The 25,318-nt window shown below is 46.3% G+C and carries 9 protein-coding genes; 6 read left to right on the forward strand and 3 right to left on the reverse strand.

The window, feature by feature from the left end; translation table 11 throughout:
- The first annotated feature begins 70 nt into the window (after nt 1-70).
- From HFV01_RS06575 to HFV01_RS06585, 3 genes are all read left to right on the forward strand, one after another.
- On the forward strand, nt 71-1,531 hold the full coding sequence (locus HFV01_RS06575) for a TIGR03985 family CRISPR-associated protein (protein WP_006624310.1): 1,461 nt from the start codon (nt 71-73) through the stop codon (nt 1,529-1,531).
- 67 nt (nt 1,532-1,598) lie between these two features.
- Entirely contained in the window at nt 1,599-2,150 is a 552-nt protein-coding gene (locus HFV01_RS06580; RefSeq protein ID WP_006624311.1) for a hypothetical protein, read from the forward strand.
- A gap of 108 nt (nt 2,151-2,258) precedes the next feature.
- Nucleotides 2,259-4,664: an ATP-dependent helicase gene (locus HFV01_RS06585; protein WP_046321869.1), complete on the forward strand. Its 2,406-nt coding sequence runs from the start codon at nt 2,259-2,261 to the stop codon at nt 4,662-4,664.
- 612 nt (nt 4,665-5,276) lie between these two features.
- On the opposite strand, the gene HFV01_RS06590 is transcribed toward HFV01_RS06585, so the two are convergent.
- Together HFV01_RS06590 and HFV01_RS06595 are read right to left on the reverse strand one after the other, a co-directional pair.
- On the reverse strand, nt 5,277-6,401 hold the full coding sequence (locus HFV01_RS06590) for a THUMP domain-containing class I SAM-dependent RNA methyltransferase (RefSeq protein WP_006624313.1): 1,125 nt from the start codon (nt 6,399-6,401) through the stop codon (nt 5,277-5,279).
- Between the two features lie 531 nt (nt 6,402-6,932).
- The gene (locus tag HFV01_RS06595; protein ID WP_046321873.1) at nt 6,933-7,838 is read right to left on the reverse strand and encodes an alpha/beta fold hydrolase; all 906 of its coding nucleotides are present in this window, start codon (nt 7,836-7,838) and stop codon (nt 6,933-6,935) included.
- A 1,775-nt stretch (nt 7,839-9,613) separates the two neighbouring features.
- Between HFV01_RS06595 and HFV01_RS06600 the strand changes: the two genes are divergently transcribed.
- Together HFV01_RS06600 and HFV01_RS06605 are read left to right on the forward strand one after the other, a co-directional pair.
- Nucleotides 9,614-13,129 carry a helicase-related protein gene (locus HFV01_RS06600; RefSeq protein ID WP_193520925.1) on the forward strand — a complete coding sequence of 1,172 codons (3,516 nt, stop codon included), beginning with the start codon at nt 9,614-9,616 and terminating at the stop codon, nt 13,127-13,129.
- 2,209 nt (nt 13,130-15,338) lie between these two features.
- A complete protein-coding gene (locus HFV01_RS06605) occupies nt 15,339-18,227 on the forward strand; it encodes a DUF1156 domain-containing protein (RefSeq protein ID WP_193521265.1) in 2,889 nt (962 codons plus the stop codon).
- Between the two features lie 353 nt (nt 18,228-18,580).
- Here the strand turns inward: HFV01_RS06605 and HFV01_RS06610 are convergent, their stop codons facing one another.
- Nucleotides 18,581-19,042, reverse strand: coding sequence for a hypothetical protein (locus HFV01_RS06610; RefSeq protein ID WP_193520926.1), 462 nt, complete (start codon nt 19,040-19,042; stop codon nt 18,581-18,583).
- A 1,754-nt stretch (nt 19,043-20,796) separates the two neighbouring features.
- On the opposite strand from HFV01_RS06610, the gene HFV01_RS06615 reads away from it, so the two are divergent.
- Nucleotides 20,797-24,168, forward strand: coding sequence for a Swt1 family HEPN domain-containing protein (locus tag HFV01_RS06615; RefSeq protein ID WP_193520927.1), 3,372 nt, complete (start codon nt 20,797-20,799; stop codon nt 24,166-24,168).
- Nucleotides 24,169-25,318: the final 1,150 nt, after the last annotated feature.

Consider the following 25,318-nt stretch of genomic DNA (forward strand, 5'->3'; position numbering starts at 1 on the left):
AATTAAGCTACAAATATTGTAGAGTATTATGGCATAGCAATTGAAGAGGGTACTTCTACAACTAATTAGTATGTTTACTTATCCACCTACTCCCGCGATTTTGCAATGGTTGAGTCAGGGACAGTTTCCTAGTCGGTTACATAGATCAGTCAGAATGTGGTTAATACTCGATCGCCTTTATGGAGGACAATTTAACTGGGTTCAATCTCTATCCCAGCCATTTCGTTATAGCCAATTACGCGATCGTCTATTTTCTCTCAGTCATAGCAAAGGCGAAACTTTATCAGCCCAAGAATTAACCGTAAATTGTTCTGACCCCAAATGTTTATGTCATCAGTCACTTAGTACCATATTAAGCCATAGTAACTTACCTCAAAGTTTGAGTGAATGGGTAACTGAAACATCCCAACGCACAGGCTTATCTGTCGCGGAAATTCAAACTCACCTAGATGACTGTCCTTTTGCTACCGTTCACCGTTCATTACGAGACGATTTAACCCTGTTAGCATCCCAGGGATGGTTAAAGCATAGAAACCGACAAGGCTATTATTCTTTACCTCCCCAACAGTTACCAAAGCCACCTATAGCCCCTCAGTCTAACCGCCACTTTGAGCAACTATCTTCTAGCCAGAAATCGCATCTTATCCATATATTAGAATCCGTGGCTTTTGTACAGCCAGATATTGACATCGCTATTAATACATTGTGGGAGGAATTGACTGAATCACCGCCTAACTCATCTGACTATTTGATCGAGCAAAATCGGCGGATATTTCTGCATTTTGACTATATTCTATCCTCGGAAATTCAAGAAAAAGTCGATGATTGGCAACAACAAATTGAATCCTTATGGTATAATCATGATGGTGGCATAATTCAATTTAAAACCTGGGTGGTAAGGGAAAACCGGGTGGCTTTAGTTACAGTGTATCCTGTGTGTTTACACTATGCTAGACGCGCTAAATATCTAAGTGCTTATGGAGTTGATCCTTGGGGTGAAATTACTTGGCATAATTATCGACTCGATCGCATTATGTCTCCCCAATTGAGGATTTTATCCTGGGATGATCCAGCAGTTCCTCAACTGCTCAAAAAACAGCACGAAACTGGTACACTTCCTAATCCTGGATGGATTGAAGAACAACTAGAGGAAGCCTGGGGGTTTAATTTTTATCTACCTAAAGCTCTATTGATTATGCGCTTTCCTGTAGACTTTGCTAGTAATTATGTGGATGATACTGTGAGACATTCAACTTTTCAAAAAATCCCTTATTCGGAATTATTTAGCTCCGTTGAAACCCAGATTAATAATAGGGAAGAAAGACAACTTATCCAGAAAATTTTGCGGCAACGTTCTCCTGATGATGCCTACTATCAAGCATGGGTGAGGGTCGGTGATATTAACATAGTGATGCGACTGCGAGACTGGCGACCCCAGGGAGAAATAATTGCACCAGTTGTGCTACGTCAACAAATGTGGGAGGAGGTAGAAGCCGAACGTTTGCATTATGGTCAGGACTTCAGCAATTAACAGGCTGATTAAATGTTAATACAGGCATTAACAAATTTATCAAATTTTCGCGAGTAAATATCAAGCCATGGTTTCAATTTCTAGCTGGTCTAAAAAAGAGATAATCATTCATAAACTGCGCCATCATATTCATAGTGCCGCCGCTGAGTTTGCGATTTCTCCCGAAATTGTGGGAGGGATTATTTTAGATGAATTACAACGGCGAGGTTTTAAAGATGATTGGGAAGAAATTATTGCCAGAATTTTCCCTCGGTTAGTTTATTGGGCTAACTGGTCTATTGGGGTGGCTCAATTTAAACCCAAAACGGCGGAATTAGTCTATAGTGAATTATTAGATGATTATCCGAGACCTGTAGCCATTGTGCGATCGCTTCTTGATGATGCTTTATCCTGTCGTTTAGTCGCCGCCTATTGTCGTTATATTATCAATCTCTGGAAGCCAGTATATCCCCAGGCGGAAAATACTAATATTGACCAAAATGGCGCTCGTTTGTTAGGAACCCTGTACTCCCTAGAAGCTACGGGAACTTGGGGAGTAAATGATAATCCCATATTTAATGACCGAGGAGAAGGTATAGTCTCTAGTATGCCGAAAATTAGGCAATTAATTCAGGATTAAAAAAACCCAGATTAATTACTTGGTTTTTCGGGAAAATTTAGCCAATCACTTGCTAAAAATCCCCAAATCTGCTAAACTGGAAATCATACGATAAAATGGGCGCGGTCTGTGACTAAAGATACCGAAGACCAATTAAACCCGTCCCCTGATAGCGGGTGGAACCTGTGGGACTCAAGCTATAACCTCGACTCGGAGACAGCAGAAATCAGCAGGCGAGAAAGACAAAAAGCCCTTGATAGCATAGAGTCTAGCCTACGTCCGGGACAGGATGCGATGGGTAAATGGAAAGGGGGACCCTTGGCGGTTTCGGCGGTTCCTGGTGCGGGAAAATCGACGGGAATGGCCGCGGCGGCAGCTTTAGCGATCGCCCGTCATCAACTCAACCCCCAACGCCAATTAATCGTTGTCACCTTCACCCGCGCCGCCGCCAGTAATATCCGCGCCAAAATTCGCCAACACCTGAACAACCTATCCATTCCCCCCGTCGGCTTCGTGGTGAATACCCTCCACGGACTAGCGCTATACATTGCGACCAGTCACCCGGAATTATCAGGCTTAGACCTAGACAACTTCACCTTAGTAGTTCCCACTTCCAGCCACCGCCTAATCCGCGCCTGTGTGGAACAGTGGATAACCCATAATCCCCGCCTGTACGAAACCCTAATCGAGGGATGTCAATTTGACTCGGAAGAAACCGAAAAATTGCGGCGGCGATCGGTTTTGCGTACCGAAGTTTTACCAGAGTTAGCCTGGAAAGTTATTCAGGAAGCCAAAAGCTCTGGTTTAACTCCCGACCAGTTGCGAAGTTTAGGGCAAAAAATCCCGGACGATTACGAAATCATGAACATAGCGGCTGGGTTATATTATAACTATCAACAACTGTTACAAAAGCAGCCATTTTTGGATTATGAGGAAATGATTTTAGGGGCGTTGCGAGTCTTGGAAAATCCCCCAATCCGTCTCCGTTGGCAACAGCGAGTTTTTGCGGTGTTTGAGGACGAAGCCCAAGACTCGACACCATTGCAAAATAAACTCATAGAAATTTTAGCCCAGGATAGTAGTAATAACTCAGATTTGGATAACTTAAACTTAGTGCGAGTGGGAGACCCAAATCAAGCGATTAACTCAACATTTACCCCCGCCGACCCGGTGTATTTTCGTCAATTTTGTGAAAACTGCGAAGCCTTGGAAAGGTTAGCCACCATGGATAGGGCGGGACGTAGTAATCAGATTATTATTGCAGCGGCTAACTTTGTATTAAAGTGGGTAAATCATAAAGTTTCTCAGCCAAATGAACTTCCGTTTAGAGAACAGGAAATTCGCCCGGTTGACCCGGATGACCCACAAGAAAACGCCAACCCTAATCCCACAGGAAAAGGATTAGAAATATATGAGCCGGAAAATATTTATGATACAGTTAACCTCATTGTTAAGCGAATTATATCCATTTTTCAGCAACACAAGGAGGGAAGTTTTGCAATTTTAGTCCGAGAACATCGCCAAGGAGAATTTATCGCTAATGCACTGCGTCAACCCCAAGAATATGACCTAGAGGTTAACTTTAGTGATTATCCAATTACCATATTTGATGCTTATGAAAGCACTCGTCAGTCTCATATTCCTAGGGAAATGTTGCACTTACTGCAATTTATACACCGTCCCCATTCTCCCGAATATTTGAAGGCTGCTCTCAAAGTATTAAGCGATCGCCATCGTATTCCCAACCAAGATTTTAACATACTAGCAGCACAGCCAGAACAATTTTTATATCCCAGTCCTCTCTCACCTCCTCAGCCAGAAACAGTCAGCCGCTGTCGTCAACTTTGCTGTAACCTAATTAAAGCCCGTGTCGAACTTCCCGCTTATGAATTAATTGCATTTCTCGCCCTCGCTTTACAATACGAAAAAAGCGAACTCGCCAGCGCCGATAAACTCGCCACTAAAATTTCTCATAAGACCGCAGGAAATCAATCCTTATCGGCAATGTTAACGGCTTTGGATGAAATGGTTAGTTCCGAAAGATTTGAGACCATAGAAGAGGAAGAAAATTCAGATGATAGTATTTTTACCCGTCCCGGTCAGGTAACAATTATCACCATGCACAAAGCCAAAGGACTAGACTGGGATTATGTATTTCTGCCATTTTTACATGAAAAAATTATCCCCGGCAACCTGCGAGTTAATCCCCAAATCAGATTTTTAGGGGATTTTACCCTATCGGAAGTCGCTCGCGCCCAAATTCGCGCTAACCTCCATAATTCCCAGCAATTACCGGATATAACCACGGCTTGGGAACAGGCAAAATACCTAAAAACTGCTGAGGAATATCGCTTACTTTATGTAGCCATGACTAGAGCCAAACGGCTGTTATGGATGTCCGCCGCCCAACGGGCCCCTTCTTATTGGCGCAGACCAGAAAACCAGGATAAACAAAGACCATGTCCGGTTTTAGCTGCCTTAAAAAAAGAATTTCCCCATAGTTTCATATCTAGGAGTTACAATGAAGATAATTAATTAGGTATCCCCTTGTAATTCATCGACTGTAAACAATCAACTCTCAACTATTTCCCATTATGTTGAAGTTTAAACTACCTTTACTGTCACTTTCCCTTTCCGTGGCTACCTGACTGAGTGGTTGTACTCAGGAGACACCTTTTGAATGCACAGATGCGATCGCTTGCGTTACCATTAACCCAGGAGAACCTATAAAAATAGGAGTTCTGCAAACTCTGAGTGGGGGAACTGCTCCCGGTGGTATTGATCAAGTCCGTACCATTGAACTGGTGGTAGAACAACAGGGAGATATATTAAATCATCCCATTCTTCTCAAAGTTAAAGCAGAATTTATCATTGAAATTCCAGTCAATTAATAATTAATAATGGTAGGGGCGGGTTCTGTTGTCAATTCTCCATCCCCACGACTTAATGAATAAACTCGCCCCACCGTGTTGAGAAACCGGGTTTCTTTGAGAAACCGGGTTTCTTGACCTTTGGGGGAGAAACCCGGCGATAATTAATTAATAATGGTAGGGGCGGGTTCTGTTGTCAATTCTCCATCCCCACGACTTAATGAATAAACTCGCCCCACCGTGTTGAGAAACCGGGTTTCTTGACCTTTGGGGGCTGTTAGTATAACTCATACTTGAGTAAAGTGCAGGGTAGGGCCCCATTGTATAGGGGTATACGTTGGGAAGTTCTTAATCCAATGCGCTTTGATAGGGCTTTGTTTCCGGTAAAGATAAACGCCGTCCACCCCTTAAAGCGTTGTTTGAGAATATCCCCAAGTTGCTGATATAAGTCTCCCAACTCCTCCACATTTCCTAAACGTTCCCCATAGGGAGGGTTGCAGACAATTAAACCATTATCCCCGGTGGGTTCCACCTCTGATAGGTATGCCTCCCATAAGCTAATATGACTATCTACGCCGCACTTTTTGGCATTATAATTGGCTTGGGCGATCGCTTCTGAATCGCGATCGCATCCCCCGATAGAGATCTTCAAATCTTCCCGACAACTAGCTTGGGCCTCCCGGACCAACTGCTTCCACAGAGACTCATCAAAATCCGACCACTTCATCAAAGCAAATGTTTCACGAAATAGCCCTGGCGCGACGTTGAGGGCTTTTAAAGTCGCTTCTAGGGGGAGAGTACCAGAACCGCACAAAGGGTCTAAAAACGGGCGATCGCCTTGCCATTGTGCTAAGTCCAATAACCCCGCGGCCAGACTTTCTTTAAGGGGTGCTTTTCCCACCGCCGGACGATATCCCCGCCGATGTAGACTAGGACCAGAACTATCTAGGCTGAGGATGCCATGATTACCGTTAATATGCAGATTTATGTGTAGATCAGCATCCAAAATATCCACCGTTGACCGCTGACTAAACTTGTCTCGCTGTTGGTCAACGATCGCATTTTTCACCTGTAAAGCCGTAAAATGGGTATGATTTAACTGTCTATTTTTACCCGTACAGTGAACCGATAAAGTCTGATGGGGTTTAATATATTCTTCCCAGTCTATTTTCTGGACTTCCTTATAAAGGCGATCGCCATTCGGACAGGGAAATTTCGCTATGGGAACCAAAACCCTAAAAATAGTTCTCGACCATAGATTCACCTTATAAAGCAAGTGGCGATCGCCACTAAAACTCACCCCCGCAAAGTCCGGCTTTACCTGTCTCGCGCCCAAACTTTCCAACTCATTAGCCGCCACCGATTCCAACCCATGAGCCACCGTCGCAAAATACTCAGACATTCAACTACCGCTCACAATTTCACCCGAATATTTACTAGGTGCAAATACCAACTCTCACATGGCAGTTTACCATCACAACCACAATTCTATATCCTTTTTACTCAAATCTAAGCAGCCAGACACATATCTGCAATCAAAATTTCATCAGACAAAGCCCATATATGGCACTCTTAATTAAAAGCGGAGATTATGGGAGCGACCATTAAAGCGATCGCCCCATTTCACTCACACACCACATAAGAATGAAGCATATTTAGCAGACATTACTATTCTTTTTTCAGAAAGGACACCGACGACTGGCCGTGTTTCGTCTCGGTGTCCCAACTGGTTCGCTCCTCACACGATTGTAACTCTAGCCAACCCCCATAGTTTTGTCAACACTTTTATCAAAAAAAATTTTGATGAATGCCCAAAACCCTTGCCAAATAGGTAATTTTTATAGTTCCCCACACCGTTAGCAATGGATGTTTGCTTAGACCCATTCAGCAGCGAATAGGGGGGGTCAGTCCCCACCTTCGATAAATTCTGACCCTAAAGCGACCCACCCAGGTTGTCCAACCAATTAAGAATCAGAGGATTAACCACAGTTGGCCGTTCATCGTGGGGACAGTGGCCAGTTTCGGGAATAGAAACAAACTCAACCGATGCACCAGTTGTCGCTAAATCCCGATAAATATCAGCACCCTTAATCGGAGTCCAGGGGTCATTTTCCCCCCAGATTACTAATAAAGGACGCTGTAATTTCGGCAAAAGTTCCGAAGGGCGAGGGCCAGCCGGGGCGGTTAAAATGGAAGCAAAAACCTGTTGTGCGCCCACATCATTAGAGGGTTGATAGAGTAAATCCACCAACTCATCTGTGATTGCGTCTCGGTTTCCGTAGACTTGGCGGAGGGTGTTGCGGATGCGGTGTTTTTGGCGGACTTGGTTAAACACAAACGGCCCAATAGCCGGGGAAGCGACTAGCTTAGTAAATGTTCCCATGACCACCCGTAGGGGAAAATTCAACTCTTCCGGGCGATGATTCAAGCCTCCCGCGCAGTTTAACAGGACTGCCCCCCGGCAAATATCCGGGTAATTTACCGCCATCATTAAACTCAGCAGCGCCCCAATGGAGTTACCGACAAAAACAGCAGGTTCTCCCACTTGTTCACTCCAGAAATCCCGCAGCAATTCTTCCCATAGGTCCAAACTATAATCAACGGCTGGTTTCCCAGAAGCCCCAAAACCCAATAAATCTAAGGCAAAGACCCGATATCCTCCAGCGGCTAAAACGGGGATATTTTGTCGCCAATGACCAATAGAAGCCCCAAACCCATGGACTAAAATCAGGGGTTGGCCTGTTCCCTGGACTGTATAGCGGATTTGGTGACTTTTCCAGGTCCAATCGAGAGGTTCCAAACAACTACGGACAGTAACAGACGGTTGGGTTGCGGTCATATTGTGAACTTTTGTAAACTCTGTACTTCCATCATACAACATAAATAATTAATAATTAATAATTAATAATTAATAATTGTAGGGGCGGGTTCTGCTGTTAATTCTCTCACCCCACCAGGATATTAATAAACCCGCCCTCCGGGTTCTGCTGTTAATTCTCTCACCCCACGGTTTGCTTAGAAACCCGGTTTCTCAAAGAAACCGGGTTTCTTGACCAATAATTAATAATTAATAATTAATAATTAATAATGGTAGGGGCGGGTTCTGTTGTCAATTCTCGGACCCCACCAGGATATTAATAAACCCGCCCTCCGGGTTCTGCTGTTAATTCTCTCACCCCACGGTTTGCTTAGAAACCCGGTTTCTTGACCAATAATTAATAATTAATAATTAATAATTAATAATGGTAGGGGCGGGTTCTGTTGTCAATTCTCGGACCCCACCAGGATATTAATAAACCCGCCCTCCGGGTTCTGCTGTTAATTCTCTCACCCCACGGTTTGCTTAGAAACCCGGTTTCTTGACCAATAATTAATAATTAATAATTAATAATTAATAATGGTAGGGGCGGGTTCTGCTGTTAATTCTCTCACCCCACCAGGATATTAATAAACCCGCCCTCCGGGTTCTGCTGTTAATTCTCTCACCCCACCAGGATATTAATAAACCCGCCCTCCGGGTTCTGTTGTCAATTCTCGGACCCCACCAGGATATTAATAAACCCGCCCTCCGGGTTCTGCTGTTAATTCTCTCACCCCACGGTTTGCTTAGAAACCCGGTTTCTTGACCAATAATTAATAATTAATAATTAATAATTAATAATGGTAGGGGCGGGTTCTGCTGTTAATTCTCTCACCCCACCAGGATATTAATAAACCCGCCCTCCGGGTTCTGCTGTTAATTCTCTCACCCCACCAGGATATTAATAAACCCGCCCTCCGGGTTCTGTTGTCAATTCTCGGACCCCACCAGGATATTAATAAACCCGCCCTCCGGGTTCTGCTGTTAATTCTCTCACCCCACGGTTTGCTTAGAAACCCGGTTTCTCAAAGAAACCGGGTTTCTTGACCAATAATTAATAATTAATAATTAATAATTAATAATGGTAGGGGCGGGTTCTGCTGTTAATTCTCTCACCCCACCAGGATATTAATAAACCCGCCCTCCGGGTTCTGCTGTTAATTCTCTCACCCCACCAGGATATTAATAAACCCGCCCTCCGGGTTCTGCTGTTAATTCTCTCACCCCACCAGGATATTAATAAACCCGCCCTCCGGGTTCTGCTGTTAATTCTCTCACCCCACCAGGATATTAATAAACCCGCCCTCCGGGTTCTGCTGTTAATTCTCTCACCCCACGGTTTGCTTAGAAACCCGGTTTCTCAAAGAAACCGGGTTTCTTGACCACGATAGGGGCGGTGCGTCAAAGGAATGAAATTTGCGGTTAACCCGATAGGTTATCCCTCTGACGCACCCTACTTCTATAATTTATAAAGGCGATCGCTTTTCTATCCGGTGTAACAACCGCGCGAAAAACTGCAAAGGCTCTTTTCCCTTTCGGTACTCAGAAGCCTTGCAGTTATGGGGGAACAAAGCCCATTAGCATTAGGGCTGGGTTCTAGTTATATCTTCTATGCGCTGGGGTCTTAACTCACAAAGGAGCCATAGGACAGTCCCAGAGCCTACAATATACAGTATATCTCAGATGATGAGAATTGTCAATGAATCTCAATGGCTCGGAACCAAATAGATTTTTTCACAGAGTAAAAAAGGGATATGATTAGACTAGAAGATATAACTCGTGGTACAATTATTAAAGGGATTTTGCCTAATGAAAATGTTACCGTTATTGATGCTGCTTGGTATGGTGATGATGCGATTGAATTGACCTATAAAGATAGTCGGGGGAAACCTGGTAATGAACTACTATTTCGCAGTGACCAAGATAGATTAGAAATTGTTAGGGATGGACAGCCCTGGAGTTTTAACGGAGATGGTGCTATATTTAGATTGGTTTCCGAAGCTCACCGCATTCGCCTGGCTCATTTGTTTGACCCTCGGCTGGCTGTTCATACTTCTTTGGTGGAACCTCTCCCACACCAAATTGATGCCGTTTATAACCAAATGCTGAACCGTCAACCTTTGCGGTTTCTGTTGGCTGATGACCCCGGGGCGGGTAAAACTATTATGGCGGGATTATTGATTCGGGAATTGTTGATTAGAGGGGATTTACAAAAGTGTTTGATTGTCTGTCCGGGGAGTTTGGCGATACAGTGGCAAGATGAATTGTCTCAGAAGTTTCACCTACCTTTTGAAATTTTGACAAACGATCGCCTTGAAGCTGCCCGCAGTGGGAACGCTTTTACGGAAATTCCCCTACTGGTTGCTCAATTAGATAAACTTAGCCGTAATCCTAAGTTACAGGCTAAACTCGCCCAAACTGATTGGGATTTGGTCGTAGTTGATGAGGCTCATAAACTCTCGGCTTCCTTTTTTGGGGGGGAAATTAAGGAAACTAAACGCTATAAATTGGGGAAACTTCTGTCGGGGTTGACTCGCCATTTTTTGCTGATGACCGCTACGCCGCATAATGGGAAAGAAGAGGATTTTCAGCTATTTTTGGCTCTGTTGGATGCCGATCGCTTTGAGGGGAAATTTCGGGATGGTGTCCATGTCTGCGAGACCGCTGATTTGATGCGTCGCCTCATTAAAGAAAACTTGCTAAAATTTGATGGTCGTCCCCTGTTTCCAGAACGTCGCGCCCATACCGTGGAATATCGTCTCTCGGAGTTGGAAGCCATCCTTTATAAACAAGTAACCGACTATGTGAAAGAAGAATTTAATCGCGCCGATAACCTGCAAAAAGGACGTAGGGGAACCGTGGGTTTTGCCTTAACTATTCTCCAGCGTCGTCTGGCTTCCTCTCCCGAAGCTATTTATCAGTCTCTGAAACGACGGCGCGATCGCCTCCAAAAAAGACTGCGGGAAGAACAACTAAACCAACGAGGACTCAACGCGGAATTTGACCTTGATCAACAAGACATTGATGATGATTTGGAAGACTTACCCAGTAGCGAGAGGGAAAACATCGAAACCGAAGTCGTTGACCTGGCGACCGCTTCTCGGACTATTCAGGAATTACAGACAGAAATCGAACGTTTGCGCCAATTGGAAGAGTTAGCCCAACGGGTGCGCCAGAGTGGGAAAGATTGCAAATGGGAACAATTATCTAAGGTTATGGAAAACGAAATTTTTGCCTTTCCTAACCCCCAGAATGGCGACCATGAACCCGGACAGAAAGCATTGCGGAAACTGGTAATTTTTACGGAACATCGCGATACCCTTAACTATTTGCGCGATCGCATTAAAACCCTTTTAGGTCGTCCTGAAGCCGTAGTTACCATTCATGGAAGTATGGGACGGGATGAACGCAAAAAAGCCGAAGAAGACTTTAAACAGGATGTTACCGTCCAGGTATTAGTAGCCACCGACGCAGCGGGGGAAGGAATTAACCTACAACGCGCCCATCTTATGGTTAATTATGACCTACCTTGGAATCCGAATCGTTTGGAGCAGAGATTTGGGCGCATTCACCGGATCGGACAGACGGAAGTTTGTCATTTGTGGAATTTGGTCGCCGGGGAAACGCGGGAGGGGGATGTATATTTATCGCTGTTGCGGAAACTGGAAATTGAGCAAAACGCCCTGGGGGGTCAGGTGTTTGATGTGTTGGGAAAAGCGATCGCTCAGGTAGAATTGCGGGAGTTGCTCATTGAAGCTATCCGCTATGGCGATCGCCCTGATATTAAAGCCAAACAGCAGCAATTGAGCGATCGCCTGAACCGGGAATATTTGCAAACACTCATCGAAGAAAAAGCCCTCGCGAGAGACTCCTTGGATACCATCAAAGTTCAAGCCATTCGGAAGGACATGGAAAGGGCGCAAGCGCGGAAACTCCAACCCCATTTTATCGGCTTATTTTTCCAGGAGGCTTTTACCCGCCTAGGGGGAACCATGCGACTCCGGGAACCCCAACGTTATCAAATAAACAACGTTCCCGCCGTTATTCGTCATCGCGATCGCCAAATAGGACTGAGTAAACCTATACTAAGTTATGAGCGGATCTGTTTTGAGAAGGATTTAGTCAGCGTCCCCGGGAAACCCATAGCCGACCTAGTTTGTCCTGGTCATCCCCTTCTTGATGCCACCCTAGACCTGATTTTAGAACGTCATCGAAATCTATTGCGTCAGGGGAGCATTTTGGTTGATGATAGTCCTAACCCGCAGCCAGAGAGAATCTTAGTTTATCTGGAACATAGCATTCAGGACGCGCGAACCGACTCCAACGGACAGCGGCGGTTAGTCTCCCGCAGAATGCAATATGTGGAACTTCCCTGTAGTCTGTTTCCCGACGGCGACCCGACTCCCTCCCCCGCTATTAATGGGGGATATGCGCCTTATTTGGACTATCGCCCCCTCACCGAAGAGGAACATAAAGCGATCGCTCCTTTTCTGCCTAATTTACCGCCAAAAGAGGACATTGAGAAACAGGCGACTACCTACGCCATTACCCATTTAGTCCAACCCCACCTGGAAGAGGTCCAGAAACCCAAACAGGAACTCATTGATAAAACCCTAGTCGCCGTCAAAGACCGACTCACCAAGGAAATTAACTATTGGGACCAAAGGGCTGTCAGTTTGCGCCTGGATGAAAAAGCGGGGAAACCCAATGCTAAACTTAACTCTAGCAAAGCCCAGCAACGGGCGGACGAGTTAGCCTCCCGCCTAGAAAAAAGGCTCCGCGAACTGGAAGACGAGCGCCGACTTTCACCTTTACCCCCCGTGGTGGTAGGGGCAGCTTTAATCATTCCCAGCCACCGTCTGGCAGCCCTACAACCCCCCTCGCCGAAGATTTCCGACACTTTTGCCCAAAACCGGCAAGCCGTGGAATTAGCGGCAATGGAGGCGGTGATGCGGAAGGAAACGGAGTTAGGCTATCAACCGCGAGACGTTAGCGCCGAAAAGTGCGGTTATGATATCGAGTCGGTCATTCCCGAAACGGGAAAATTGCGGTTTATCGAGGTGAAAGGACGCATTGAGGGGGCGCAAACGGTGACGGTGACTAAAAACGAGATTTTGACGGCCTTAAACCGACCTGATAGCTATATCCTAGCATTAGTGGAAGTTCCAGGCGATCGCATTTCCTATATCCACCAACCGTTTCAGCAACAACCCGATTTTGCCGCTCACAGTATCAATTATAGTTGGCGAGACCTAATAATTAATAATTAATAATTAATAATTAATAATTAATAATTGGGGAAAACTGTTGTGGTGGCTGAGAAACCCGGTTTCTTTGAGAAACCGGGTTTCTTGACTTGTGGGGGGAAACTCCGTTGACTGGAGGCTGAGAAACCCGGCTTATTTCTGGAGGGTTAGAAACCCGGTTTCTTTGAGAAACCGGGTTTCTTGACTTGTGGGGGGAAACTCCGTTGACTGGAGGCTGAGAAACCCGGCTTATTTCTGGTGGCTGAGAAACCCGGTTTCTTTGAGAAACCGGGTTTCTTGACTTGTGGGGGGAAACTCCGTTGACTGGAGGCTGAGAAACTCGGCTTATTTCTGGAGGGTTAGAAACCCGGTTTCTTTGAGAAACCGGGTTTCTTGACTTGTGGGGGGAAACTCCGTTGACTGGAGGCTGAGAAACCCGGCTTATTTCTGGTGGCTGAGAAACCCGGTTTCTTTGAGAAACCGGGTTTCTTGACTTGTGGGGGGAAACTCCGTTGACTGGAGGCTGAGAAACCCGGCTTATTTCTGGTGGCTGAGAAACCCGGTTTCTTTGAGAAACCGGGTTTCTTGACTTCTGGGGGGAAACTCCGTTGACTGGAGGCTGAGAAACTCGGCTTATTTCTGGAGGGTTAGAAACCCGGTTTCTTTGAGAAACCGGGTTTCTTGACTTCTGGGGGGAAACTCCGTTGACTGGAGGCTGAGAAACCCGGCTTATTTCTGGAGGGTTAGAAACCCGGTTTCTTTGAGAAACCGGGTTTCTTGACTTCTGGGGGAAACTCCGTTGACTGGAGGCTGAGAAACCCGGCTTATTTCTGGAGGGTGAGAAACCCGGTTTCTTTGAGAAACCGGGTTTCTTGACTTCTGGGGGAAACTCCGTTGACTGGAGGCTGAGAACTCCGGCTTATTTCTGGAGGGTTAGAAACCCGGTTTCTTTGAGAAACCGGGTTTCTTGACTTCTGGGGGGAAACTCCGTTGACTGGAGGCTGAGAAACCCGGCTTATTTCTGGAGGGTTAGAAACCCGGTTTCTTTGAGAAACCGGGTTTCTTGACTTCTGGGGGGAAACTCCGTTGACTGGAGGCTGAGAAACTCGGCTTATTTCTGGAGGGTTAGAAACCCGGTTTCTTTGAGAAACCGGGTTTCTTGACTTCTGGGGGGAAACTCCGTTGACTGGAGGCTGAGAAACTCGGCTTATTTCTGGAGGGTTAGAAACCCGGTTTCTTTGAGAAACCGGGTTTCTTGACTTCTGGGGGGAAACTCCGTTGACTGGAGGCTGAGAAACCCGGCTTATTTGTGGTGGCTGAGAAACCCGGTTTCTTTGAGAAACCGGGTTTCTTGACTTCTGGGGGGAAACTCCGTTGACTGGAGGCTGAGAAACTCGGCTTATTTCTGGAGGGTTAGAAACCCGGTTTCTTTGAGAAACCGGGTTTCTTGACTTCTGGGGGGAAACTCCGTTGACTGGAGGCTGAGAAACTCGGCTTATTTCTGGAGGGTTAGAAACCCGGTTTCTTTGAGAAACCGGGTTTCTTGACTTCTGGGGGGAAACTCCGTTGACTGGAGGCTGAGAAACCCGGCTTATTTCTGGTGGCTGAGAAACCCGGTTTCTTTGAGAAACCGGGTTTCTTGACTTGTGGGGGGAAACTCCGTTGACTGGAGGCTGAGAAACCCGGCTTATTTCTGGAGGGTTAGAAACCCGGTTTCTTTGAGAAACCGGGTTTCTTGACTTGTGGGGGGAAACTCCGTTGACTGGAGGCTGAGAAACCCGGCTTATTTCTGGTGGCTGAGAAACCCGGTTTCTTTGAGAAACCGGGTTTCTTGACTTGTGGGGGGAAACTCCGTTGACTGGAGGCTGAGAAACCCGGCTTATTTGTGGTGGCTGAGAAACCCGGCTTATTTCTGGCGGGTTAGAAACCCGGTTTCTTTGAGAAACCCGGTTTCTTGACTTGTGGGGGGAAACTCCGTTGACTGGAGGCTGAGAAACCCGGCTTATTTGTGGTGGCTGAGAAACCCGGCTTATTTGTGGTGGCTGAGAAACCCGGTTTCTTTGAGAAACCCGGTTTCTTGACTTGTGGGGGGGGAAAGCCGGGTAGGTTATCCATATAACGCCACGAGGGCGATAATAATTAATTATCCATTATTAATTATTAATTATTAATTATTAATTATTAATTGATGCCTGACCAGCTATACTGGGAGTCGGTGTCTACACTGCTTCCCATGACCTACCGCAAAAAACTCATCGAAGTTGCCCTACCCCTCGAAGCCATTAATATGGAGTCCGCGCGGGAAAAGTCTATTCGTCACGGACACCCCTCGACTCTGCATTTGTGGTGGGCGCGGCGACCTTTGGCGGCTTGTAGGGCGGTGCTTTGGGCTTCTTTGGTAGATGACCCCAGTAGTTGGCCGGAAAAATTCCCCACCCTGGAAGCACAAACCCAGGAAAGACAACGCCTTTTTGATATCTTAGGCCGAATTGTGGTCGATACCGATAAGAAGGGGAAACAAAAACAGGTGGTGCGGGGTTTGGTGTCTTGGGATGATATCAAAGACCCCCAGGTTATTCAAGACGCACAAAGGGAGATAGCCCGCTGTTTGGCGTGGGGAAGGGGGGAAAAACCACCGACGAAACCGGAAGAGGTCCGGGAGTATATCGCCCAGTATGCGCCACCCGCCTATGACCCTTTTGCGGGAGGTGGGTCTATTCCCCTGGAAGCGCAACGGTTGGGGTTGGAAGCCCATGCTAGTGATTTGAACCCGGTGGCGGTATTAATTAATAAGGCGTTGATTGAAATTCCCCCTCGGTTTGCGAATTTACCCCCGGTGAATGGAGATGATAGAAAACGGACTGGGTTAGAGTCTTGGCGTGGCGCACAGGGGTTGGCTGCCGATGTGCGATATTATGGAAGTTGGATGCGAGAGGTGGCTGTTAACGGCATTGGGGATTTATATCCTCCGGTGACTTTGGAAAATGGCGACAAGGCGACGGTTATTGCTTGGTTATGGGCGCGGACGGTGACTTGTCCTAACCCTGCTTGTGGCTGTCAAATGCCTTTGGTGCGAAGTTTTAACCTTTCCACAAAGACGGGAAAGGAGACTTGGGTTGAATATGCCATTAACGGGGAAACTAGCCCCCCCGAAATTGATTTTGTGGTGAAGACGGGGAAGGGAAAACCACGGGAGGGGACGGTTGACCGCAAGGGGGCGGTTTGTCTGGCTTGCGGCACTTCTGTAAAATTGGATTATGTGCGGTCAGAAGGTCGTCAGAAACGCATGGGGGTTAAATTAATGGCTATTGTGGCTGAAGGTAAAAATGGCAGGATTTATTTACCCCCCACCAAACAACAGGAAAATATTGCTTTTTCCGCTAAACCAAAATGGCAGCCTGATGCAATTCTACCCAAAAATCCACGGGATTTTAAAACTCCTAATTATGGGATGACAAGTTTTGGCGATTTATTCACCTCCCGTCAATTGGTGGCTTTAACTACTTTTAGTGATTTGGTCGGGGAAGCTAAAGATAAGGCTTTTCAAGATGCCCTGGCTGTGGGATTATCTGATGATGATATTCCCTTGAATAAGGGGGGTAATGGCGCGAGGGCTTATAGTGAAGCGATCGCAGTTTATTTGGCGTTTGCTTTGGATAAATGTGCAGATTACTGGAATACTATTGCCACTTGGATGCCAAGAGGAACAGTAGGTCATTTGTTTACAAAACAGGCTATCCAAATGACATGGGATTTTGTAGAAGCTAATGGGCTTGTTGATTTTCATTGTGCATGGCATGAATCTTTTGAATGGGTTTCAAAAAACCTCGAAACTTACTCTAATATCTCACTCGGAAAAGTTACCCAACATGATGCAACCGCCCCTCACCCCAACGACACCACCCCAAAACTCATCTCAACCGACCCGCCCTATTATGATAATATTGGCTACGCGGATTTATCGGATTTTTTCTATGTGTGGCTGCGTCAATCTTTGGGTTTAATTTATCCTGATGTTTGCAGCACCCTGTTAGTGCCGAAATCTCAAGAATTGATAGCAACCCCCTACCGCCATAAAGGCGAAAAAAACCAGGCTAAACAATTTTTTGAAGCCGGATTAATGCAGGCGTTTAAGCGCATCAATAGCATAGCTGATGCTAACTATCCGGTGACCGTTTATTATGCTTTTAAACAAGCCGAAACTGATGCTAAAGATAAGGTTGCTTCTACGGGTTGGGAAACCATGTTAGAAGGGTTAATGCAGGCTAACTTTAGCATTGGTGGAACATGGCCAATGCGTAGCGAACGCAGTGGTCGCATGGTTGCCAATAATTCAAACGCCCTATCTTCTTCTATAGTGTTAGTGTGTCGTCCCCGTGGTGAGAATGCGGCACCAACGACGAAGCGAAAATTTTTAAGTGAATTGCAAAACGAACTCCCCCAGGCGCTAAAAACGCTGCAAGAGGGAAACATCGCCCCGGTTGACCTAGCCCAAGCCAGTATCGGACCGGGTATGGCAATATATAGCAAGTATAGCGAAGTTTTAGAAAACGATGGCAGCAAGTTGACCGTCCGCAGCGCCCTACAATTAATTAATCAACTCCTAGATGAATACCTGACGGACCAAGAAGGGGAATTTGACAGCGATACCCGTTGGGCGTTAACATGGTTTCAACAATACCAATTCGACCCCGGACTATATGGGGAAGCCGAAACCCTGTCGAAGGCGAGAAATACCAGTATAGAAGGGTTAGAAACGGCGGGAATTTTAACGGCGAAAGCGGGGAAAGTCCGGTTGCTGACACGGGATGAACTCCCGGAGAAATTGACGGCGGAAAAAGATACACGCCTCCCCCACTGGAAACTCACCCAAGGGCTAATTCAGCGACTCCTACAAAAGGGAGAAACGGGGGCGGCGGAGTTGCTGTCTGGGCTTCGACAACAGAAAGCGGAGGTAGAAATAGCCAGGGACCTCGCCTATCGTCTATATAATTTATGCGATCGCAAAGGATGGTCATCGGAAGCGATCGCCTATAATAGTCTAGTAGTATCCTGGCCGGAAATCACCCGTTTAGCCAGTGAGTTTGCCGCTAAACCTTCCCAAGGGGAACTTTTCAATTAATAGGCTTAGAAACCCGGTTTCTTTATAATTAATAATTAATAATTAATAATTAATAATTGGGGAGTGGCGGGTTAGAAACCCGGTTTCTTTGAGAAACCGGGTTTCTTGACTTCTGGGGGGGAAACTCGGTTGACTTGTTGGCGGGAAACCGGGTTTCTTGACTTCTGGGGGGGAAACCCAGTTGACTGGAGGCTGAGAAACTCGGCTTATTTGTGGCGGGTTAGAAACCCGGTTTCTTTGAGAAACCGGGTTTCTTGACTTACGGGGGGAAACTCGGTTGACTTGTTGGTGGGAAACCGGGTTTCTTGACTTCTGGGGGGAAACTCGGTTGACTGGAGGCTGAGAAACTCGGCTTATTTGTGGCGGGTTAGAAACCCGGTTTCTTTGAGAAACCGGGTTTCTTGACTTCTGGGGGAAACTCGGTTGACTTGTTGGCGGGAAACCGGGTTTCTTGACTTCTGGGGGGAAACTCGGTTGACTGGAGGCTGAGAAACTCGGCTTATTTGTGGCGGGTTAGAAACCCGGTTTCTTTGAGAAACCGGGTTTCTTGACTTACGGGGGGAAACTCGGTTGACTTGTTGGTGGGAAACCGGGTTTCTTGACTTCTGGGGGGAAACCCAGTTGACTGGAGGCTGAGAAACTCGGCTTATTTGTGGCGGGTTAGAAACCCGGTTTCTTTGAGAAACCGGGTTTCTTGACTTGAACTCGTTGACTTGTTGTGGGAAACCGGTTTCTTGACTTCTGAAACCCAGTTGACTGGAGGCTAGGAAGCTCGGCTTATTTGTGGCGGTTAGAAACCCGGTTTCTTTGACCAAACCGGGTTTCTTGACTTACTGGGGAAACTCAGTTGACTGGTTGAGAAACTCGGCTTATTTGTGGCAGAAACCCGGTTTCTTTGAGTTTCTTGACTCTGGGAAACTCGGTTGACTGGAAAGGGTTTCTTGACTTCTGGGGGAAACGACTGGAGGCTGAGAAACTCGGCTTAATTGTGGCGGGTTAGAAACCGGTTTCTTTGAGAAAACCGGGTTTCTTGACTTCGGGGGAAACTCGGTTGACTTGTTGGTGGGAAACCGGGTTTCTTGACTTCTGGGGGGAAACCCAGTTGACTGGAGGCTGAGAAACTCGGCTTATTTGGCGGGTTAGAAACCGGTTTCTTTGAGAAACCGGGTTTCTTGACTTACGGGGGGGGGAAACTCGGTTGACTTGTTGGTGGGAAACCGGTTTCTTGACTTCTGGGGGGAAACCCAGTTGACTGGAGGCTGAGAACTCGGCTTATTTGTGGCGGTTAGAAGCCCGGTTTCTTTGAGAAACCGTTTCTTTAACTCGGTTTATTTAGAAACCCGGTTTTTTGAGAAACCGGGTTTCTTACTTACGGGGAAACTCGGTTGACTGGGAAACCGGGTTTCTTACTCTGGGGGAAACCCGGTTGACTGGAGGCTGAGAAACTCGGCTTATTTGTGGGGTTAGAAACCTGGTTTCTTTTTTGAGAAACCGGGTTTTTGACTGGGGGAAACTCGGTTGACTTGTTGGTGGAAACCGGGTTTGACTTCTGGGGGAAACCCAGTTGACTGGAGTCTGAGAAACTCGGCTTATTTGGTTAGAAACCCGGTTTTCTTTTGAGAAACCGGGTTTCTGACTTACGGGGGAAACTCGGTTGACTTGTTGGTGGGAAACCGGGTTTCTTGACTTCTGGGGGGAAACCCAGTTGACTGGAGGCTGAGAAACTCGGCTTATTTGTGGAGGGTTAGAAACGTTTCTTTGAGAAACCGGGTTTCTTGACTTACGGGGGGAAACTCGGTTGACTTGTTGGTGGGAAACCGGGTTTCTTTGACTTCTGGGGGAAACTCGGTTGACTGGAGGCTGAGAAACTCGGCTTATTTAGAGAGGGTTAGAAACCCGGTTTCTTTGAGAAACCGGGTTTCTTGACTTCGGGGAAAAACTCGGTTGACTTGTTGGTGGGAAACCGGGTTTCTTGACTTCTGGGGGAAACTCGGTTGACTGGAGGCTGAGAAACTCGGCTTATTTGGGTTAGAAACCCGGTTTCTTTGAGAAACCGGGTTTCTTGGACTTACGGGGGGAAACTCGGTTGACTTGTTGGTGGGAAACCGGGTTTCTTGACTTGGGGGGAAACCCAGTTGACTGGAGGCTGAGAAACTCGCTTATTTGTGGGGGTTAGAAACCCGGTTTTCTTTTTGAGAAACCGGGTTTCTTGACTTACGGGGGAAACTCGGTTGACTTGTTGGTGGGAAACCGGGTTTCTTGACTTCTGGGGGAAACCCAGTTGACTGGAGGCTGAGAAACTCGGTATTTGTTAAGAAACCCGGTTAGAAACTTTTGAGAAACCGGGTTTCTTGACTTACGGGGGGAAACTCGGTTGACTTGTTGGTGGGAAACCGGGTTTCTTGACTTCTGGGGGGAAACCCAGTTGACTGGAGGCTGAGAAACTCGGCTTATTTGTGGCGGGTTAGAAACCCGGTTTCTTTGAGAAACCGGGTTTCTTGACTTCAACAGGTGAACACAATTGGCGGTTTTGGCATATAATTGATCTCAATTACGCATCCTACCGATTATGGCTATCAGCAATCATGAGAGAGTTACTCGCGCTTTAAGGATACTCCAAGAAGGATTGTATCCCTTCGTGGAAAGGGAAATGCGATCGCATTATGGCGATAATCACTGGTTGACCGCCGCCAGTGCCTCGCTTTCCGATAGTTATGTTAACAATCGTAGCCGACAACCTGTTGAAAAGATTCTTAAAGAAGATCTCTATGCTCTGCTGATGGTCGTGTGGGAACATTGGAATGACGTATTTCGCCAAATTCTGGGAAGGAGTGAACGCAGCATTGTCAGCGAATTGCGCGATAACCGCAACCAATGGGCGCACCAAACCACTTTCTCGACTGATGATGCTTACCGTATCCTTGATAATATCAGCCGTCTGTTAACCGCTATTTCCGCCCCAGAAGCCAGCCAAGTCGAAAAAGAGAAAAATGAATTGATGCGATCGCGTTTTGAAGCCGAAGCCCGTCGCGAAAGAAGGAAAGTCACCGTCACCCCCACAGAAGGACAACCTCAAACCGGACTCAAACCCTGGCGAGAGATTGTTACACCTCATCCTGACGTGGCTGGCGGGACTTTCCAACAAGCAGAATTCGCCGCGGACTTATGGGAAGTATACCTCGATCAGGGGTCTGATGAATATAGAGACCCGACCGAATTTTATCGCCGCACTTACCTCACCGAAGGCCTAAAACAGCTTCTCAGTAATGCACTGCTACGGTTAACTGGTCAAGGGGGAGACCCGGTAATTGAATTGCAAACTAACTTCGGCGGCGGCAAAACTCACGCCCTGTTATCCCTCTATCACCTTTGCCAAGCCTGCCATATTCATAACTTACCAGGGATGGAAGAGATTTTTCAACAGGTGGGTATATCTCAACCTCCCCAAAATGTTAACGTCGCTGTGTTGGTGGGGAATAAACTGCCCCCCAGTGGCATTAAACCCTATGGAAAAGGCGATCGTAACCGTCCCCCCATAATTAAAACCCTCTGGGGGGAGTTGGCTTGGCAGTTGGGAGGAGAAGAAGGTTATCAAATGTTGCGGGAGGCTGACGAAACGGCAACTAATCCCGGTGATATACTTAAACAACTGTTTAACCGCTTCTCCCCCTGTCTAATTCTGATTGATGAATGGGTCGCCTATGCTAGACAACTCCACGAAAAACCTGATGTGGTGGGGGGGACTTTCGACACTCAATTCACTTTTGCCCAAACTTTGAGTGAGTCCGCCAAAAATGCTAAGGATACCCTGCTGGTGGTGAGTGTTCCCGCGTCGGATATTGAAAAAGGCGGCGAGAAGGGATACGAAGCGACCGACAGGCTGAAAAATGCGATCGGTCGCGTAGAGTCCCCTTGGCGACCTGCCAGCGCCGAAGAAGGTTTTGAAATCGTCCGGCGGCGCTTATTTCAGTCTACCACGGATACAACTCTCTTGGCTCAACGAGATGCGGTGATAGATACCTTTTACAATATGTATCGGGAACATAGCCAGGAGTTTCCCACGGATACCAAGGAGGCTAACTATAAACGCCGTATGCGAGAGGCTTATCCTATTCACCCAGAATTGTTCGATCGCCTTTATGAGGACTGGTCGAGTTTAGATAAGTTTCAGCGGACCCGTGGGGTTTTGCGTCTCATGGCTAAGGTGATTCATACCCTATGGGAACGTAATGATGCTAATCTGTTGATTATGCCGGGAAATGTGCCGATGGATGACCATCAAGTGCAGTCGGAACTTACCCGCTACCTGGAAGATAATTGGACTCCCATTATTGATAAAGATGTCGATGGACCATTATCTTTACCCCTAGATCTCGATCGCCAATACCCTAATTTCGGCCGTTATTCCGCTTGTCGTCGCGTTACCCGCACTATCTACATGGGGTCAGCACCAACCCAGAAAGCTGCTAACCGTGGCTTAGAAGACCGTAGAATAAAGCTAGGTTGTGTGCAACCGGGAGAGGCGGCGGCGACTTTTGGGGACGCACTCCGACGACTCAGCGATCGCGCTACCTATCTCTATGTTGATAATAAACGCTACTGGATTTCCACTCAACCTAATGTTAACCGCACAGCGGCGGAAAGGGCTGATCAGTTTCTCGGTGAAGGCGATCGCTATTTGGTTGAAAAGGAAATTGTTAAACGTCTCAAAAAATTTGGCGATCGGGGTATCTTTACCACGGTTCATGTGGCCCCCAATTCTAGCGGGGATATCCCTGATGATAAACGTTCCGGTGTGCGTCTGGTTATACTCCCCCCACAATTCCCCCACGACCAAGGCTTAAATTTACAGAGTCCGGCTTGCAAATGGGTGGCTGATGTGTTAGACTACAGGGGGGAGACTCGTCGCTCTTACCAAAATACCCTGGTGTTTTTGGCTGCTGATAAAACCAAGTGGGAAACCCTGGGAAAAAATGCCGCCCAATATCTCGCCTGGGAGTCCATTTGTCGCGAAAAGGAAGAGTTGAACCTAGATGCTTTTCAGGCTAAACAAGCCCACACCAAACTACAGCAGTTTGATGATGATGTCCAAAAGCAGATTTCCGAAACCTACCAATGGTTATTAGTCCCTGAACAACCAGACCCCAAAGAAGCGATCGCCTGGAAAACTATCCGCCTCCGTAATCTTGAGTCCTCCCCGACACTTAACGCCAGCAAAAAGGCGATCGACGAATCCCACCTCTCAGATACCTACGCCCCCCTAAATCTCTATTTAGAGGTTTTGGAACCCTTCGTCTGGCGCGACAAAAACCACATCAGCCTACAGGAGATCTGGGAATATCTAACTAAATATCCCTATCTGCCCCGCCTCAAGGATGAACAGGTTTTGCTGAAAGCGATCGCCGACGGCGTATCCTCGACCGCTTGGAGTCAGTGGTTTGCCTACGCGGAAGGCTTCGATCCAGAAACCGGCACCTATCAGGGACTGAAAGCCGGGGAATCCATCAATCCTACAATAGCTCAAAATAGTTTAATTGTCAAGCCCGATGTAGCCCAAAAACAGTTACAACTGAGCCAGCAGCCCAGCCCCAATTCCTTGGAGCAATATTCCGCCCCCTCACCGGGTCAGGAAAGGGAGGTAAATGCGATCGTAGGGGAGGACATAAACCCCGGAAATTATAGAGTTTCCCCGGCTCAAAATCAGCCCCTAAGACGCTTTTACGGGGTGGTAGAAATTGAGGCTTTACGACTCAACAGAGACGCGGGAGTAATTAGCGATGAAGTCATTCAACATTTAATCTCTCTCAAAAACACCAAGGTAAAAATTACCCTAGAAATTCAGGCAGACATTCCCGACGGTATCCCGGAAAATGTAGCCCGGACAATTATGGAAAATTGCCAAACCCTAAAATTCCAGCAAAAAGGCTTGGAAACCAATTAATAATTAATAATTAATAATTAATAATTATTACCCTCGTAGCGTCCGAGGGATAACCTATCGGGTAAACGGCAAATTTTATTCATCTGACACACCACCGATATCGCGGTCAAGAAACCCGTTTGTCCCAGAGGTCAAGAATAATTAATAATTAATAATTAATAATTAATAATTATTACCCTCGTAGCGTCCGAGGGATAACCTATCGGGTAAACGGCAAATTTTATTCATCTGACACACCACCGATATCGCGGTCAAGAAACCTGTTTGTCCCAGAGGTCAAGAATAATTAATAATTAATAATTAATAATTAATAATTAATAATTAATAATTATTACCCTCGTAGCGTCCGAGGGATAACCTATCGGGTAAACGGCAAATTTTATTCATCTGACACACCACCGATATCGCGGTCAAGAAACCTGTTTGTCCCAGAGGTCAAGAATAATTAATAATTAATAATTAATAATTATTACCCTCGTAGCGTCCGAGGGATAACCTATCGGGTAAACGGCAAATTTTATTCATCTGACACACCACCGATATCGCGGTCAAGAAACCTGTTTGTCCCAGAGGTCAAGAATAATTAATAATTAATAATTAATAATTAATAATTAATAATTAATAATTATTACCCTCGTAGCGTCCGAGGGATAACCTATCGGGTAAACGGCAAATTTTATTCATCTGACACACCACCGATATCGCGGTCAAGAAACCTGTTTGTCCCAGAGGTCAAGAATAATTAATAATTAATAATTAATAATTAATAATTAATAATTAATAATTATTACCCTCGTAGCGTCCGAGGGATAACCTATCGGGTAAACGGCAAATTTTATTCATCTGACGCACCACCGATATCGCGGTCAAGAAACCCGTTTGTCCCAGAGGTCAAGAATAATTAATAATTAATAATTAATAATTAATAATTAATAATTAATAATTATTACCCTCGTAGCGTCCGAGGGATAACCTATCGGGTAAACGGCAAATTTTATTCATCTGACACACCACCGATATCGCGGTCAAGAAACCCGTTTGTCCCAGAGGTCAAGAATATTAATAATTATAATTAATAATTAATAATTAATAATTAATAATTATTACCCTCGTAGCGTCCGAGGGATAACCTATCGGGTAAACGGCAAAT

Origin of the sequence: Limnospira fusiformis SAG 85.79 (genome assembly GCF_012516315.1) — a bacterium.
GTDB lineage: Bacteria > Cyanobacteriota > Cyanobacteriia > Cyanobacteriales > Microcoleaceae > Limnospira > Limnospira fusiformis.

Bases quoted from the DNA above. Each gene is read 5' to 3' on its own strand.
- HFV01_RS06575 (WP_006624310.1), top strand. From the start codon at position 71: ATGTTTACTTATCCACCTACTCCCGCGATTTTGCAATGGTTGAGTCAG.
- HFV01_RS06600 (WP_193520925.1), top strand. From the start codon at position 9,614: ATGATTAGACTAGAAGATATAACTCGTGGTACAATTATTAAAGGGATT.
- HFV01_RS06580 (WP_006624311.1), top strand. From the start codon at position 1,599: ATGGTTTCAATTTCTAGCTGGTCTAAAAAAGAGATAATCATTCATAAA.
- HFV01_RS06595 (WP_046321873.1), bottom strand. From the start codon at position 7,838: ATGACCGCAACCCAACCGTCTGTTACTGTCCGTAGTTGTTTGGAACCT.
- HFV01_RS06605 (WP_193521265.1), top strand. From the start codon at position 15,339: ATGACCTACCGCAAAAAACTCATCGAAGTTGCCCTACCCCTCGAAGCC.
- HFV01_RS06615 (WP_193520927.1), top strand. From the start codon at position 20,797: ATGGCTATCAGCAATCATGAGAGAGTTACTCGCGCTTTAAGGATACTC.
- HFV01_RS06590 (WP_006624313.1), bottom strand. From the start codon at position 6,401: ATGTCTGAGTATTTTGCGACGGTGGCTCATGGGTTGGAATCGGTGGCG.